Origin of the sequence: Acinetobacter sp. ANC 3903, assembly GCF_002135315.1 — a bacterium.
Classification (GTDB): domain Bacteria; phylum Pseudomonadota; class Gammaproteobacteria; order Pseudomonadales; family Moraxellaceae; genus Acinetobacter.
On the sequence record NZ_NEGA01000001.1, the window covers coordinates 119116 to 135508 of the forward strand.

At 42.4% G+C, this 16393-nt stretch carries 18 protein-coding genes; 8 read left to right on the forward strand and 10 right to left on the reverse strand.

The window, feature by feature from the left end; genetic code table 11:
- Positions 1-121: 121 nt before the first annotated feature.
- The 3 genes from B9T29_RS00565 (at position 122) to B9T29_RS00575 (ending at position 1864) form a co-directional block, all read left to right on the forward strand.
- Positions 122-511, forward strand: a complete 390-nt coding sequence (locus tag B9T29_RS00565) for a hypothetical protein (protein ID WP_086174049.1) — start codon at positions 122-124, stop codon at positions 509-511.
- A gap of 360 nt (positions 512-871) precedes the next feature.
- Positions 872-1228, forward strand: a complete 357-nt coding sequence (locus B9T29_RS00570; protein ID WP_086174050.1) for a hypothetical protein — start codon at positions 872-874, stop codon at positions 1226-1228.
- 204 nt (positions 1229-1432) lie between these two features.
- Complete coding sequence (locus tag B9T29_RS00575) at positions 1433-1864, forward strand: hypothetical protein (RefSeq protein ID WP_086174051.1); 432 nt, start codon at positions 1433-1435, stop codon at positions 1862-1864.
- 441 nt (positions 1865-2305) lie between these two features.
- Here the strand turns inward: B9T29_RS00575 and B9T29_RS00580 are convergent, their stop codons facing one another.
- Together B9T29_RS00580 and B9T29_RS00590 are read right to left on the reverse strand one after the other, a co-directional pair.
- A complete protein-coding gene (locus B9T29_RS00580) occupies positions 2306-3259 on the reverse strand; it encodes a 2-hydroxyacid dehydrogenase (RefSeq protein WP_086174052.1) in 954 nt (317 codons plus the stop codon).
- Between the two features lie 453 nt (positions 3260-3712).
- Positions 3713-4993, reverse strand: coding sequence for a hypothetical protein (locus B9T29_RS00590; protein WP_086174054.1), 1281 nt, complete (start codon positions 4991-4993; stop codon positions 3713-3715).
- Between the two features lie 120 nt (positions 4994-5113).
- On the opposite strand from B9T29_RS00590, the gene B9T29_RS00595 reads away from it, so the two are divergent.
- Positions 5114-5890: a class I SAM-dependent methyltransferase gene (locus tag B9T29_RS00595; protein WP_086174055.1), complete on the forward strand. Its 777-nt coding sequence runs from the start codon at positions 5114-5116 to the stop codon at positions 5888-5890.
- Positions 5891-5906: 16 nt separating this feature from the next.
- Positions 5907-6521 (forward strand): hypothetical protein, encoded by a 615-nt coding sequence (locus tag B9T29_RS00600; protein ID WP_228146539.1) that lies wholly within the window; start codon positions 5907-5909, stop codon positions 6519-6521.
- Between the two features lie 45 nt (positions 6522-6566).
- On the opposite strand, the gene B9T29_RS00605 is transcribed toward B9T29_RS00600, so the two are convergent.
- From B9T29_RS00605 to B9T29_RS00615, 3 genes are all read right to left on the reverse strand, one after another.
- The gene (locus B9T29_RS00605) at positions 6567-6977 is read right to left on the reverse strand and encodes a GFA family protein (RefSeq protein WP_086174056.1); all 411 of its coding nucleotides are present in this window, start codon (positions 6975-6977) and stop codon (positions 6567-6569) included.
- A gap of 83 nt (positions 6978-7060) precedes the next feature.
- Complete coding sequence (locus B9T29_RS00610) at positions 7061-8263, reverse strand: TIGR03862 family flavoprotein (protein WP_086174184.1); 1203 nt, start codon at positions 8261-8263, stop codon at positions 7061-7063.
- A 7-nt stretch (positions 8264-8270) separates the two neighbouring features.
- Positions 8271-8945 (reverse strand): SAM-dependent methyltransferase, encoded by a 675-nt coding sequence (locus B9T29_RS00615; RefSeq protein WP_171263941.1) that lies wholly within the window; start codon positions 8943-8945, stop codon positions 8271-8273.
- An 84-nt stretch (positions 8946-9029) separates the two neighbouring features.
- On the opposite strand from B9T29_RS00615, the gene B9T29_RS00620 reads away from it, so the two are divergent.
- Together B9T29_RS00620 and B9T29_RS00630 are read left to right on the forward strand one after the other, a co-directional pair.
- Positions 9030-9215 (forward strand): DNA gyrase inhibitor YacG, encoded by a 186-nt coding sequence (locus tag B9T29_RS00620; protein WP_086174058.1) that lies wholly within the window; start codon positions 9030-9032, stop codon positions 9213-9215.
- A 599-nt stretch (positions 9216-9814) separates the two neighbouring features.
- Positions 9815-10003, forward strand: a complete 189-nt coding sequence (locus tag B9T29_RS00630) for a hypothetical protein (RefSeq protein ID WP_086174060.1) — start codon at positions 9815-9817, stop codon at positions 10001-10003.
- Positions 10004-10038: 35 nt separating this feature from the next.
- Here B9T29_RS00630 and B9T29_RS00635 read toward each other — a convergent pair whose 3' ends face one another.
- From B9T29_RS00635 to B9T29_RS00655, 5 genes are all read right to left on the reverse strand, one after another.
- Positions 10039-10683, reverse strand: coding sequence for an MBL fold metallo-hydrolase (locus B9T29_RS00635; RefSeq protein ID WP_086174061.1), 645 nt, complete (start codon positions 10681-10683; stop codon positions 10039-10041).
- Positions 10684-10704: 21 nt separating this feature from the next.
- Positions 10705-11718: a ferrochelatase gene (gene hemH / locus B9T29_RS00640; protein ID WP_086174062.1), complete on the reverse strand. Its 1014-nt coding sequence runs from the start codon at positions 11716-11718 to the stop codon at positions 10705-10707.
- 67 nt (positions 11719-11785) lie between these two features.
- A complete protein-coding gene (locus B9T29_RS00645; protein WP_086174063.1) occupies positions 11786-12814 on the reverse strand; it encodes a DUF4062 domain-containing protein in 1029 nt (342 codons plus the stop codon).
- A 127-nt stretch (positions 12815-12941) separates the two neighbouring features.
- Positions 12942-13814: a glutamate racemase gene (gene murI, locus B9T29_RS00650; protein WP_086174064.1), complete on the reverse strand. Its 873-nt coding sequence runs from the start codon at positions 13812-13814 to the stop codon at positions 12942-12944.
- A 48-nt stretch (positions 13815-13862) separates the two neighbouring features.
- The gene (locus B9T29_RS00655) at positions 13863-14474 is read right to left on the reverse strand and encodes a DUF1285 domain-containing protein (RefSeq protein WP_086174065.1); all 612 of its coding nucleotides are present in this window, start codon (positions 14472-14474) and stop codon (positions 13863-13865) included.
- A 184-nt stretch (positions 14475-14658) separates the two neighbouring features.
- Here B9T29_RS00655 and B9T29_RS00660 point away from each other — a divergent pair, with 184 nt between their 5' ends.
- Positions 14659-16371 carry an electron transfer flavoprotein-ubiquinone oxidoreductase gene (locus B9T29_RS00660; RefSeq protein WP_086174066.1) on the forward strand — a complete coding sequence of 571 codons (1713 nt, stop codon included), beginning with the start codon at positions 14659-14661 and terminating at the stop codon, positions 16369-16371.
- Positions 16372-16393: the final 22 nt, after the last annotated feature.

A 16393-nucleotide genomic window follows, 5' to 3' on the forward strand; every position in this document is an offset into this window, starting at 1 on the left:
TTATGAATATTTTTTAATTTTGAATTTATTATATTTTTTATCACTAGTCTATATAACTTATAGTCAAGACTTTCTGAATTCCCTATACTCAAACTAACAACACTCAACAAGAAAGAATCATATGAAATTTAAAACACTTATTTTGACTGGTCTTGCGGGTATTGCTGTTACGGCGTGTACAACTACTCCTACTATTCCCACACTTGAAACAGGTGTCTTACAAGAAGTTCAAAATCTGGAAGTCTATCCAAACACCACCGACAACAAAGCTAAACTGACCAAATTCATCGACAAATGCGTGATTGAATTTACCGGCAACCTGCAAGCTGGCAAAGCTATAGAACACTGGTCATTTAAGGGCAATACCTTAATTACTGGCGGTTCGGCAGTCTTTGCTCAAGATGGAACAAGTACCGCTCAAAACTTTGACCTGAATGATGCAGCTGTACAAAAAAACTTCCTTGCACTACGCCATCATTTTCATAAAGATGCTTTAGCACAATGTAACTAAAACACCCAGAATCACTGATACTACTTCGACTCGGTGATTCTTCTCTTCCCTACAATACAAAGCCATTCATTAGTTCCATTTCCATTCAAATACCGTTTATCGTTATTCATCTTAAGATGTTACATATCAATACTTTGTATCCAAGCTCACTCCTGATTTTTGAAAAAAAATTTAAAATTCAAAAACTAAAAAAAGACAGCTGAAAATCACATTCACATATTTGTCCAAATTGTTAATTCGGTGTTGCTAAAACGTTGGAATTTATTCTTAAATTCGGAATTTTAAGATTTAACCCATTAAGATAATGATCGTATAACTCGGTAAATACTCGGGTTTTATCATGCAAGGATAAATCGAGCTATGAAAACAATCAGAACAATAGTGATTAGCACTGCACTTTTAGCTTGTACCTCTCTTTTTGCCAACCCCAGCACCAAAGCAACTTCAGAGCTAAAAGCCCAACCCAGTGATCAAAATACTGCTGACAAAGTGGATAACGTTAAAAAAGGGATGAATAAAACTCGGACTTCGAGCAAAAACTCCCGAGAGAATACTCAAAACTTTGCCAGTAAAAACGCCCAACAAAGCAAAAATATTAACAATTCACACCCAAGCAATATGGATATTAATGGTAAAACTCATGCAGAGCTGGATACTTACTCAGGAAAAATGCATTCAGGACTTACGATCGAAACACCAAGTAATGAGGACGAGTAAATCCCTAGTTCAGCCCTCTTGGAAAAGCCCATCTCTATGGGCTTTTTTCTTGCTGGATGAATTGTAGATATATCTCAAATGTAATAAATCTGTATTAATTTAGCCACATTTCACATTTTAAACCCAATTCACTCTTAGAATAAAATCAAACAGATCATATTGAAACGAATTAAAGCCATCGCTAAAACAGGAATAAAACCCACAATGAAAATGATGAAAACGGTATTAATAACCAGTGCAATTTTGGCCTCTACTCCCCTTTTGGCTCAAACAGCCACAACCGCTCCAGCCAACACTTCAACTCATACTCAACCAGTGCCCTATGGTGATAATCCCAGTATCTTTAAAGTACTAGGCCATAAGGCACAGCAGAAGGTTCAGCATACGGCGGAAAAAGTCGATTATGGGGTACAAAAAGGCATCGCCAAAGTCAAACCAAAAGTAGAAAATGTCTGGGAAGATACCAAGGATTTTGCCACTGAAAAATCAGAAATAGCCAAAGAAAAAACTGAGCGAGCTGCAACAACAGTTAACCGAAAGTTGAATCAAACCAAAGATAATATTATTGGCAGTCCAAATGACCAGCCTGCACCGATTGTTTCTCGTCTGCTAAGCGAGTCTTCAACCAGTAATTAATTTGCACCTACATATGACTAGCTGCTCAAGTACAAGCTGTAGAGGAAAACCAACGCCGATTTTTATAAATCAAGTTGATTATAAGCAATCGGTCTATCATAGAGAAAATGCCAGTCAGTTCAGAAATTGACTGGCATTTCCTTTTTTAAATTCATTATTGTATTTGATATGTGGAAAAGTCATCCGCAATTGTTTGAGGCAGGACTACATAAAAAAATGATTGTTTCTGCGATAAATTTGCTAGTTGATAATGGTTGACGAGTTTTGCGGATGACAAATGCCTTTGGTTACTTTGGGCGAAACCAAAGTAACAAATTAGCTGCAAGAGTTTGATTTAAAATGGTAAGACTCCGCCATGAATTACTAAAAAATTAAAGAGTTTATTTCTAAACTCCTTAACTGATCAACATTACTCTCATAGAGAGGCTTTTTTAATACAGATTAATTGACCTGTCGAATCGGCTGTCCAGCCTTAAACGCTTCTACATTTTCCACCATCTGCTGCACAATACGTTGCCGTGCATCTACACTGCCCCATGCACTATGCGGAGTAATAATCAGATTAGGAATATCATCAGCTAACAGCACATTGCCCGATTTAGGTGGTTCAACCGTGAGCACATCGGTTGCAGCGCCTGCAATTTTGCCTTGGCGTAAAGCATCGGCAAGCGCGACTTCATTGACTATTCCACCACGTGCGCAGTTAATTAAAAATGCGCTCGATTTCATGGCCTCGAAGGCCTGGCGATCTATCAGGTCTCGGGTATCGTCAGTTAAAGGACAATGCAGACTAAGGAAATCGACTTGTGGTAATAAATCCGCAAAAGGAATACGGCTGGCATCAGTTGGACGGTTCGGCAGTGAGCCGACCAAAACTTTCATCCCAAAAGCCTCAGCCAGTTTGGCTACCGCCTGCCCCAGTTCACCATAACCTATAATGCCCAATGTTTTGCCGGCCAGTTCAATGATTGGGAAATCCAGCAGACAAAATTGCGAAGCTTTATTCCATTGTCCCTGTTTCACTGCCCGATCATATTGAATTAAGGAGGTTGCTAAAGCCAGCATCAAGCTTAAGGTGTGCTGCGCCACTGCGGCAGTGCCATAACCCTGACAGTTGCACACCACAATGCCCTGCTTAGCTGCCTGAACCAGATCAATATTATTGGTGCCGGTTGCAGAAATTAAAATCAGTTTCAAATGAGGACATTGCTGCATGGTCGCTGCATCGACCACGACTTTATTACTGATAATGACCTCTGCCTCTTGCACACGTTCGAGCAGCTGTGCCTGGGTCGTCGTTGGAAAAAGTGTCAGCTCATCAAATCCAGCTTCAAGCTGACTGAAATCCAGATCATTTTTATCCAGTGATTCATAATCTAAAAATACGGCTTTCATGCTACTTTCCTTGGCTGAGTTTGATGAATATCTAAAAATTATTGCCCAGACATTAAAAGCCAGTTTTATATTCTTTTTCAACCAAATTTAGAGCTTAAAAATACAAAACCCACTATTTAGTGGGTTTGTTGATATGCAGCTGAATCGACTTGTAGATTTGATAAAATACATAAATTGCCAGGGCAAACACCACAAGCATTCCCCCGCCCATAATGATATGAGTCGGATCTAGACTGTCTGCGAAAGCATAGCAAGGTATCGATATAGAGATGAGGGTTAAAAGTACAGCCGGTATAAAATCACGTTTCATCCTGAAGCACCCGTTATTTGTTTATTGTTTAATTTTGAGTCATGAGAACTTGCCTTACCGTTCTATCTTAGACCGATTTAAAGATAAAGCAAGTGATCAAAATTAAAACAAATTGAGGTACATACTCAACCCTGAATGATAGGCTATAGGGCAGATACCGGGTCAGGCTGGGTCACAAATTGCGCAGTTTCAGGAGCATCTTCGACAAACTCATGACTACCATATTCGTTATTGCTCAAGTTTAAATGCTTATAACTGAGCAGGTAGAAATCACTATACTTTTTAATCACCAATGGATGCATGCCTAGGGTCAAAGTTTCCTGTTCCTTGAACAGCTTCATCACTTGCCGGTCATTCATGGCCACAATATAACGTTCATCATTCAATGAAATTTGTACCAATCCATTGCCTTTGGCAAAGATCGGAATCAAAAATTTATGGTTCAAGGCAATGGCACTGGCGGCATAGCTTTCAATCTTCTGGCTAATCACATTAAAGACCAAGCCATGCCCAAAACAGTCCATTAACTGGCTACGATTTTCCTGTGGCAAATTGACCTGGATGCCCAGTTTCAGTAAATCTTGCTGACTGACCTGTTTATTGCGCAGTAATTCCCTGAGTAAATTATTCTTTAACTTGGCATCAAAAAACTGGCTGTCCAGCTGCAAATCATTATTGACCAGAATGGAACCCAAGGCATTGCGGTGTCGGGGCAACAGGTTCTCAATGACTTTGCGATAATAAAACTTGCTGTTCTTTTTCACCTGACGAATTTTGCGATAAAAATAGCTGGCATCAAACTCATGCAGTAAGAAGTCATGCAGCAATTCTGAACTGGCCAGTACCGCAATAGCATCGTGCCCGGTAAAAGGCAGATTCAGGGTCTGAATTTTTGGCAGTATCTGTTCAAGTTTTAAATAATGCGCACGGTCTTCCGGACAATAAGGATCATAGACCACGATATACTCACGTTCAGCCGCAACATCCTGTGGCTGAATGCACATATGGGCATTCTGTTCAGGATCAAAGAACATGTTATAGCGTGGGTCTTCGACTTCTTCAGGATTGATGGAATACTGCGGCACCAGCGCCACTACGCGCTTTAAATCCAGCAGGTTGGAATACTTGATGACCGCATATCCACCCATGGAACCGCCATAACCAATCCGGGTTTTAAACGGCGCAATCAGTTCCTGAATCTGGGCAAACATCTCACGCATCGAACTTTCAGGAAACCAGGATTTCTGCTTCGGCATAATGCCAATCACGTTAAAATTATACTTATGCAGCGATTTTTCCGCATTAATCGACAGACCTTTGGCGCGAGTAATTAAATCACCAAAAGAAAAAATCAGTTCATCCGATGAGCCTTTCAGAAAGATTGCACGAATTTGTTCGTCTTCAAAAATAATGTGTTTATCCATTTCCACACCGAAGCAAATCGGCCCTTTATCAGAATCAATGCTACAAATAGACACCTTGCCTATTTACGAAAAGCGACTATGGTATTTTATAGATGCCATGAAGATTAAAAAGCGCAAAATATGACACAATCACTTCATCCTGCTGCTCAAAAAGGCTTCAGTTCTGCCGCTGAACTTTATCAACAAGTTCGTCCGAGCTATCCACAAGACATCGTCAATTGGCTACGTGATCAGCTCCAACTGGGTGAACAGTCGCAGGTGGTTGATCTGGGTGCAGGTACTGGCAAATTCTTACCTTACTTAAAACAGCTGACCTCACACATCATTGCCATTGAGCCGATTCAGGCCATGCTGACACAGTTGCAACAGGCCTATCCCGACATTGCAACGCTACAGGCGTCGAGTGAGTCTCTGCCTTTAACCGCCCATAGTATAGATGCTGTGGTCTGTGCACAATCCTTTCACTGGTTTGCCAATCTTGAATCATTAACACAAATTCATCAAGTGCTCAAACCGTCCGGACATCTGGCACTGATCTGGAACCAGCGCGATGTTCAGGTCGACTGGGTCAACGCTTTGGCAGAACGCATTCAACCCTTAGAGGGTAACACACCGCGCTATCATAGCGGTCAATGGAAAAAGGTCTTTGAACAGCAAGCCTTGTTTCAATTAGAAAATACCGAAACGTTTCAGCAGCAACATGTCGGCACTGTAGAACAGGTGGTCTCTAAACGCTTGCTCTCCACCAGCTTTATTGCAGCAATGTCAGAACATGAACAGCGGCAGTTAAAAGCTGAATTTGAACAGATTGTTTTAGCGTACACAGGCAAACGCCCACAAGATGAAATTGCATTCCCCTATGTGACCTATGCCTATGACTTTAAAAAAATTGATTAGAAATAAAGGAACCATCATGATGCAACGTCAATTCAAACATTTTGCTCTTCCTGTTTTATTGTGCTCAAGTGTATTGCTGAGTGCCTGTGATCGTCATCAAGATACCGTATCTCAAGACGATAAAATTCAGCCTGAAGATAAGGTGATGCAGGAGCTGGTTACAGAACCGGTTAAAGAATTTAAAAAAACTCCAGATGACCCACATGATATTGCCTTGCTGACTGACTTTGACCAACGTTTTACCCAAATGAGTGACCAGATGGAAGACGAACTGGTCAAAATGGAGGAGCAAGGTTCCCTGACTGATGAATTTGCGCATAACCGTAAACGCGACAACATCCGCTCGGCTTTATACATGCTTAAAGAACTGGATTTAAAAACTGAACAAGGACGCTATATTCAAGGTCTGATGGCCGAATACTGGCAATCTCAAGCCAAACTTTATGATGAGCACAAAGATAAAAAAGCAGAACCAATTAAAAATTCAGCAGATCAAGTCAAAGACCTGGGCGAATTTTTACATGCTCAGGAACAGCTGGAACATTGGCAATCTCAATATCCACAAATGAACAAAGCCGAAACAAAAAAAGCTGAAGTAGCTAAATCCGAAACCACTCAATCTAGCTACTAGAATTGAGTGCATAAAAAAGTCTTTTAATCACAGGTTTCGCAATGACTACGGCCGCTCATCATATTGTGGCAGGCCATCACAGATGGTCTCCCACTCTGCCTTGGACGCCACAAAAATATGCTGGGTCGGCTTTTGCTGCAGCGGTGTATCCAGCGTGCCTATTCTCAGGCGATACAGATCAGGTGTTTCGGTTTTAATACTGATAATCGGTGAGCCACAATCGGCACAGAAACAGCGCTGCGTGGTTTCGGTGGACTGAAACTTTTTCAGTAAATGTTCCCCTTGCACAATTTTAAAATCGGCTTTTCGAATCGGTGCATTGCTGGCAAAAGCGCTGCCATTGGCTTTACGGCAACGTTGGCAATGACATTCTATGATGTCGCCAATTTCACCCCGAATTTCATAGCGTAAACCGCCACACAAACAGCTTCCGGTATATTGTTTTACTTCTGACATAGCGATGCATTTTTTTATAATGACTGAGTATGCAAATTAACATGCTTCCCATCACAGTTCAAAACCTGCCCAATCATGCGCTGCTATTTTTGTGCAGCCAAATAAGTATGCACGCCCTCACCTGCAGCACGACCTGTGGCAAAACAGGCAGTGAGCAAATAACCCCCTGTCGGTGCATCCCAGTCCAGCATTTCTCCACAACAAAACACATGCGGATTAGACTTTAATTGCAACTGCTCGGACAACACATCACGTTTTACCCCACCCGCACAGCTAATCGCTTCTTCGATCGGACGGAATCCTGTTAAAGCAATAGGTAGATGTTTAATCTGTCGGGCTAAAGCCAGTGGATCGTTCCATAGATGTTTCGCCACCAGTTCACGCAGCAGATTGGCCTTTGCCGCATCCAATCCCGCCTTACGCCAGACATTGCTTAAGGATTGCTTTTTGCTTGGCTGTAATTTTTTCGCCAATTGTTCCATGCTTTGCTCAGGGATTAAATCCAGATACAGCTGCATGGCCTGACCATTTTTTTGCTGCTGACGTAGTGCCCGTCCCTGCTTATAGATCAAACCGCTTTCCAGACCATAATGGCTAATCACAATATCACCCATGGTTTTGGTTTGTCCCTCTACCCAGGCTTCGACACGCTTTAAAGGCTGACCAAATACCGGCTGCATAAACTTGGACCAGGCATGTTCCACCCCGGCATTACTGGCCTGAAAGGCTTCAATGTCATGCGCAGCTAACCATTGCTGCCATGCCCCATCGCTGCCCAGTTGCGACCACGATACCGCACCACAGGCCATGATGATGGCATCAAAGCTTTGCTCGATAATCTCCTGAATAAGCAAGTTTTTGATACTAAGGGTTGCGCCATTTAAATTTAAACATTGATGGCGATAATGAAATATCACCCCGTTTTCGACTAGACGTTTCAACCAGGCACGCAGTAAAGGGGCGGCCTTCATTTCTACCGGGAACACCCGTCCTGAGGAGCCGATATAGGATTCAATCCCCAAACCCTTCATCCATTGCTGAATCCAGTGGGCATCCCATTTTTTTACCCAAGGTGCCAGCCATTCTGCCTGATCATAACGCTGAATAAACTGCTCAATAGGCTCGGCATGGGAAATATTCAGCCCGGTTTTACCCGCCATCAAAAATTTGCGTGCAGCAGACGGTTTTTGTTCATAGACATGAATCTCATAGCCATCTTGGCTCAAGACTTCTGCAGCCATCAACCCTGCGGGGCCTGCCCCAATAATTGCAACACGCTTTTTCATCAGCGACTCATTCAGCATCTTTAACATCGGTTTCTGATGCTACAGCTTGAACAGCATTTTGGCCTTGTAAAGGCATAAAATCATCAAAGCGCGTGCTGTAGCCTTCAGGTTTGCTGATGATCAGTTGCTGACACAATTCACCACGCTGCAAATATTTAATTTCAAAATGGGTACGTGCCGATGTGCCTGGAATCACTTCTTTAACAAAAGGTAATTTCCAGACTTCGACTAACTGCTGCTGTGCTTCATCAATATATTCAGGAATATTGCTGGCCAACGTGACTCTACCGCCGACCTGTAAACGTGACAGTAAAAATTCAAAAAATGGCATGTTTAACCAGCGCTGCGCCGGGTTATGCGGTTCAGGATTCGGATAGAGTATAAAAAATTGCTCGACTTGAGCAGGCAATAACGAATGCACAATCCAGGGCATGGCATCGGCATGAATCGCCTGTAAATTACTTTGTCCTTCCAGGTCATGCTGTTTTTGCATGGCCAGATATTTTTCACGTGTGCGCTCAATAGCAATCAATTTTTTTTCAGGATTTTGAGCTGAAAACAGCAAGGCATGCTTACCTTTGCCGGCACCAATTTCCACACAAACTGGATCTGGGCGAATCATTTGAAAATCACGAGGCGCATGCATACGCTGTGCTTGAAATTGACGAATTGGCATAATCAGATCAAACTAACAAAAATCCGCTCAAGTCTAGCAAGTGCGACTGTATTTGCCTAATTGAATCCTTATTTTTATTCGGAGAATAACATGCCCCGTACTTTTCCGTGTCCACGTTGTGGCAAACCGACCACCTGGGAAGGCAATGAATTTCGTCCTTTTTGCTCAGAACGTTGCAAAATGATTGATCTGGGAGCCTGGGCCAGTGATGAATATAAACTGCCGACTCAGGATGCACCCCAAGCAGATAACAGTGGCGAACAAGATGAATTTTAATCGTCTTGCGTGATCCGCAGGAAAACTCGTCTAAAGGTGGATAAAATGGATTGATCCACCTTAGTCAAATGGATTGGAAAGCATTTTCTTATATTCTAAACTTAAAAGAATAATACAAAAAATTAGAAGGATACCAATCGCCGTGATGAGCAAATCCTGACTATAAATCCCCAAACCCAAACATGCCAACATCAGAATAGTAAATATAAACAGTGCTATTTTTATCAATAGTCGCTTCACAATCCATCCCTCAAAATAATAAATTATAAATCACGTGATACAAGTCAGCCTTTTATAGAGAAAAGTTAATGTGCCTATAAATTTGTTTCTTATTTTCTTCATTACGTAATTCAAATTTACCCACAAAAACGACTAAAAAACAGTTTTTTTACAACTGTTAAATCTCTCTCGTTTGCCGATAAAAAGCATAACCCCTACTCACTTTTTAAACTATAATCCTTCTACAAGAATAGCAATAAAATTTTTCTTAATTGAACACTTAAAACTGAACTTAAAAACAGTACAGTTGGGCTATAACAGCCTCATAACGATAAAAACGAACAATTATAAATATTAAAAACTATAAAAAGGAGAATTCCATGATGGGTCTTTGGTGCTTAAGAATTCTATTTTTTCTGTTTGTCGGCCTGAGCATTATTGGCTTGGTTTTTGGAATTTATACCCATGATGGCATTATTATTTCAATTGGCATTTTATTCATACTTGCAGCCATCATCATTGCACTGGAATTAAAACAGCTGCGCAGTGGCCCCTTTCACCGAGATTAATGAAATGAATTCATCAATCTCTTACCAGGAATGCATTAGCCTGCTTTACCTGCAACAAAAGGATTATGCTGTTTTTCAAAACCAATGGTACTTAAGGGACCATGACCTGAAATAAACTGGGTTTCATCCGGCAAGCTAAAACATTCACGCTGGATGGAATCTAATAATTGCTGATGGTTGCCTCGTGGAAAGTCGGTACGTCCAATCGATCCCTTGAACAACACATCCCCTGTCCACAACAGACCATAATTTTTGTTATAGAACATCACATGACCCGGAGTATGACCAGGGGCAAAACGAACTTCGAATTCCTCTTCTCCCAACTTTAAAACTTCTCCGCCTTCAAGCCATTGAGTCACGTCTACTTTTTCTGGAATCGGGAAACCATAACGTGCCGATACTTCTTGAATCATATCGAGCCAAAAGGCATCTTCCTTATGCGGCCCGATCACCGGAACATTCCAGAGCTTGCTTAAATTACCCACTGCTCCGGCATGATCCAGATGTCCATGGGTTAACCATAAGGCTTTCACGTTGAGTCCCAAGGCTTCCACCTCGGCTTTTAATTTTTCAGGCTCACCGCCTGCATCAATCAAAATGGCTTCTTTGGTTTCTGCATCCCAAATAATGGAACAGTTTTGCTGAAATGCCGTGACCGGAACAATTTTGACTTGCAGCATGATAGTGAAACCTCAGGGAAATTAGTGAGCGAATGTTTGCTTTAATCCATCAAGATTAGCCTGAAGCATAAAATTGAGCAATTGCAAATGATCTTCACGGACATTTAAGGCGGGAATATAACTGTAACTTTGCCCACCAACCGATTTAAATAATTCGGCATTTTGAATTGCCAGTTCCTCCAGGGTTTCCAGACAATCGGCAGAGAAGGCAGGACTCAGGACCTGAACGGATTTCACCCCTTGCTCGCCCCATTCTTGAAGTAAAGCATCGGTATAGGGTTTTACCCACTCCTGTTTTCCAAAACGCGACTGGAAACTGATAGCCCATTGATCCTCTTTCAAACCTAAAGTTTGTGCCAATAATTGTGCAGTCACGCGGCAACGATCGGCATAAGGGTCGCCTTTATCGGCATAGGGCTGAGGAATCCCGTGGAATGACATCAACAGTTTTTCTGGCTGGCCATGGACTGCCTGATAGTCTCGGACACTTTGTGCCAAAGCCTGAATAAATGTGGGATGTTGATAATAATCCCGAATGATAGACAGGCCCGGCAAATTACGTTGCGTCAAAATCCACTTTGCTACCGCATCATATAAAGGTGCGGTTGAGGTAGCTGAATACTGCGGAAATAAAGGCAATAAAATAAGGTGATCTGGCATATCCTGTGACAAGCGATGTAAGGCAGCTTGAACGCCGGGATTACCATAGGTCATGGCGGGAATTACATTGAGGTCAAATTCAGGATATTGTCCCGTTAATGCCTTTTTTACTTCAATGACTTGATTCAATAGCACTTCACGCATTGGAGAATCGTTCTGCCACACCATTTCATAGGCGTGTGCCACACGTTTGGGGCGAAATGGTAAAACAAACAGACGTAAAATGATTTGCCAAATTGGCTTCGGGATTTCAATGACACGCTGGTCAGAGAGAAATTGTTTCAGAAAACGACGTACCGCAGGGGCCGTGGGTTCGTCTGGCGTACCCAAATTGGCCAAAATAATAGTGACTTTCGTTTTAGGTGCAGAAGACATCAAAACCCTTTTCCAATATAAATATACTGCTTTACTTTAACAGCTTTCTGCACTTTCTCTATATGGATTAAAACGCAGATTTAAATTGAAAAACACGATCATTATCAAGCAAATTGCTCTCAAGTAGCTTTTGTCCTTTGAGGGTCAATTGCCAGAGCATCCGTTGACGGTCATCCCGGCCTGACTGAACAATCCAGTCATTTTGACGCATTTGCATTTTAATGCTGTGTAAGGCACGAATATTGATTTGTGCACGGGCAACGGCATGTGCACGTGGCATTTCCATCCGGGCATCGGCCAGCCCCGTATCATTCAAATAGTCATTGATGCATTTGGAAAAATATTCTTCTGGCGTTGGATTTTTAAACATGCTGCCTAAAATGGCAAGTAACTGCGCCCAAGTCAGTTTCTTCTCAATTTTCAGCTCTTTAAAATTACCATCTTGGTAGGCATGCATACGATATTCAAATGAAAACAGTTCATTCATGGAAACTTTAGGTAAAGACAGGAAAGGGTCTACTTCCCGTTTTCCGACTTCCGTTTCAAGCTGTTCGATTTTGGCTTTCAGTTGATCAATCTCGTCATGTAAAGATTGAGTGTTCTGCGGTCGAACCCATCCCGATACCGGATAGCGCTCCAGCATTTGTGGCATGTTCAAACGTACTGCCATTTCCAAATCACGGATGCTGCGGTAAGTAAAAACCTGATCCACTTCTTGCTGTAATAATTTACGGAATTCTAAAAATTTTTCACGTAATTCAGGCTTTTGATCATGTAAAGATTCATCACGTGATGCAGGATCATCATGCATAAACACAATAATCGGTTTCTGTTTGGTGACTGCATAAATATATTCCAGATGCATATAACCTACACCTGAAACAGATTGTTCACCATATTGACTGCCCAGAAGTAGTATCACATAGTCACAATCATCAATCTGACGACGTGCAAATGCTGTACTTAATGGCGTGCGCTGTTCTAATCCCCAAGAAAAGAAACCCATGCCCACTAAAGTTTGAGCCAAAATGATCCGTTCCGGCTGCATTTCACTGCCAGAAGTAGAAATAAAAACCTGATAACGCTTATCGAGCATTGGTTATCCTCTTCCAATTGCCTGTTACATCCTGACCGTCATATTGCTAAGCAGTCACGATATAGTTCAACAACCCCAATATAAATATTTTTTAATATATTTCAAAAGACTAGCTGCATTTGTTTATTTATTCAACACCAATATTGCGAATATCCCAAGTCAAATCCCCTTGAATCAGGTACTGCAGCACAGTTTTTAAATTTTCTGCATTATTGCCACTGACATAGCACTCGATACGTAAGCCACGATTTTGATCTTGCTCAAATAATAATTGATTCTTGATCAAAATACGGGCTGTTTGTCGTGCAACGGCCAGTCCAGAGTCAATTAATGTCAGTTTATGACCAAATATAGACTGAATTGCAGGTTTTAGGAAGGGATAATGTGTACAACCCAAAACTAAATAATCGGCACCCTGATCGACCACAGGTTGCAAAATTTCTTTTAAGGTGGTTAAACATGGTTCGCTCATCTGTGCGCCACTTTCTACAAAAGGCACCAGATCCAGACAGGTCACAGGAATAACCGTCACATTGGCGGGAAGAGCAAAACGCTGTATGACGTCTTTAATCAGCTGACCACGAAAGGTTGCAGGCGTGGCAAGCACAGCCACAGTTTTGGATTTGGTTTGCAGAACGGCCGGTTTCAGTGCAGGTACTAAACCTATAATAGGAAAATTTTCTCCATAATGATCACGTAAATAATCCAGACTGAATGCAGAAGCGGTATTACATGCTACGACTGCTACTTTACATCCTTTCCGATACAGCCATTCAATGGCATGCGCGGTAAGCTCACGAATTTCCTGATCCTTACGCGGCCCATAAGGTACATGAGCAGTATCTGCATAATAAACAATACGTTCTTTGGGCAAATGTCTGGCAATTTCTTGCGCTATAGACAAACCACCTATTCCAGAATCAAAAATCCCGATGGGTGCATCAGCTTGGGCCTTGGGCATTGGGTCGATTAAAGGATAAATAGGATGAATGGCTGTCATAGTTCCACTTTCAGCAGTTCAAGAAATCGGAAGATCAAAGCTTAAACCTCAGGTGCCTAATTGCAAGTGAAAATCGCCACTTTGTAGCGTTAAAATGGTTTCATTTTTGTCATTTTCAAGTAGCTGTCCCATTTCAATTAAATGAAAAAAAGCAGAACGTTGAATTAAGGCATTGATGCCAAAACGCACATATACATAAGGACGCAATTCACTTTCATATTCACGCATAAACACGGGATGCGCCTGATCCATAATCACCACATCCTGTGTGGTCGTTATGAATTGAATATAAGTCTTTCCATCAATCTCGACCTGATCAACCTGATTGACAAATAAAGGCTCATCTTCTACTTCAATTTCAATCTGCTCAACCGGGGTTTTTAAGTAGAACTTGTCCTGTTCTTTCCAAAGTACGGTTGAGAAAAGCTCAATCAAGGCTTGTCGTTTGATCAATTGACCTTCGTGCCACCATTCTCCATTGGCTTTTACCTTCAAATCCATTGCACCACAATGCTTCGGGTTAAATTGGTCTAATGGGGGGATTGACCTTTTGTGACCGGCCTGTGCATCTTTTAAGTATTGTGCAATGTGCATTAAATTTTTATCATCGGGAATAGCTACTTTTTTCGTCGGATTTGGTGAATTATTTTGATTAATCATGACTAAAGACCCTGCTGACGGAAAAATAATATGATTCAGCCAATTGGCTAGATCAAGGTTTAAAACTATACTAGCCCACAATATAAAAGGCACGATACTAAAATTGTGTCTGGGCATACAGAACACTCATGGCAGCACCGGAATAATGACGGTCGCCACCTTCTAATGATATGAGGAATCCTACATGGAACACATCGAACGTGAATCGATGGAGTTTGACGTCGTCATCGTAGGTGCAGGACCGGCCGGTCTTTCTGCAGCGATCAAGATCCGTCAACTTGCAATTGAAAACAACCTGAACGATCTGTCGGTTTGTGTGGTGGAAAAAGGCTCTGAAGTCGGTGCGCATATCCTCTCTGGTGCTGTACTAGAGCCACGTGCGATCAATGAATTATTCCCTGACTGGAAAGAACAAGGTGCACCTTTAAATGTTCCAGTGACCGAAGACAAGACCTATTTCCTGCTGTCGGATGAAAAATCACAAGAAGCGCCACACTGGATGGTGCCTAAAACCATGCATAACGATGGCAACTATGTTATCTCGCTCGGCAACGTGGTGCGCTGGTTGGGTCAAAAAGCGGAAGAACTGGAAGTATCGATCTTCCCGGGCTTTGCCGCTGCTGAAATTCTGTACCATGCAGATGGTTCGGTGAAAGGTATTCAAACCGGTGACATGGGCATTGGCAAGGATGGCGAACCGACACATAACTTTACTCCGGGCTATGAACTGCATGCCAAATATACCCTGTTTGCTGAAGGCTGCCGTGGCCACCTCGGCAAGCGTTTAATTGCCAAATACAACCTCGATAAAGATTCAGATCCACAACATTACGGTATCGGGATTAAAGAGCTGTGGGAAATTGATCCTGCTAAACACAAGCCCGGTCTGGTGATGCACGGTGCCGGCTGGCCTCTTGCCGAGACCGGTTCTTCAGGTGGCTGGTGGTTATACCACGCTGAAAACAATCAGGTCACTTTGGGTATGATCATCGATCTTTCCTACACTAACCCGCATATGTATCCATTTATGGAAATGCAGCGTTGGAAAACCCACCCGCTGATCAAACAGTACCTGGAAGGCGGCAAGCGTATTTCTTATGGCGCGCGTGCCGTGACCAAAGGTGGCTTTAACTCGCTACCTAAATTCACCTTCCCGGGTGGCTCTTTAATTGGTGATGATGCAGGCTTCCTGAACTTTGCCAAAATCAAAGGCTCACATACCGCGATGAAATCCGGCATGCTCTGTGGTGAAGCAGTGTTTGAAGCCATTGCTGCCGGTGTGGAAAAAGGTGGTGACCTTGCGGTTGCACGTGTGACTGAAGGTGAAGATTTCTTCACTAAAGAATTGACGGCTTATACCGACAAGTTCAACAATAGCTGGCTAAAAGAAGAGTTATATAACTCGCGTAACTTTGGCCCGGCGATGCATAAATTCGGTACATTCGGTGGTGGTGCATTTAACTTCATCGATCAGAATGTCTTTAAAGTGCCATTTACACTGCATGATCTTGTTCTTGACTATGCAGCACTAAAAACACAGGCAGCAGAAACCTTTAAGCCGAATTATCCAAAACCGGATGGCAAGCTGACCTTTGACCGCCTGTCTTCGGTGTTTGTATCGAATACGGTACATGAAGAAAACCAGCCGGCGCACCTGAAACTGACCGATGCCTCGATTCCGGTGAACGTCAACCTACCAAAATGGGATGAGCCTGCTCAGCGTTACTGCCCGGCGGGTGTGTATGAAATCATGGAAAATAACGACGGCTCGAAACGTTTCCAGATCAATGCAGCCAACTGTGTACACTGCAAGACCTGTGACATTAAAGACCCATCTCAGAACATCACCTGGGTAACGCCTGAAGGCGGTGGTGGTCCTAATTACCCTAACATGTAATGTTAGGATAATTCTTGCGCAG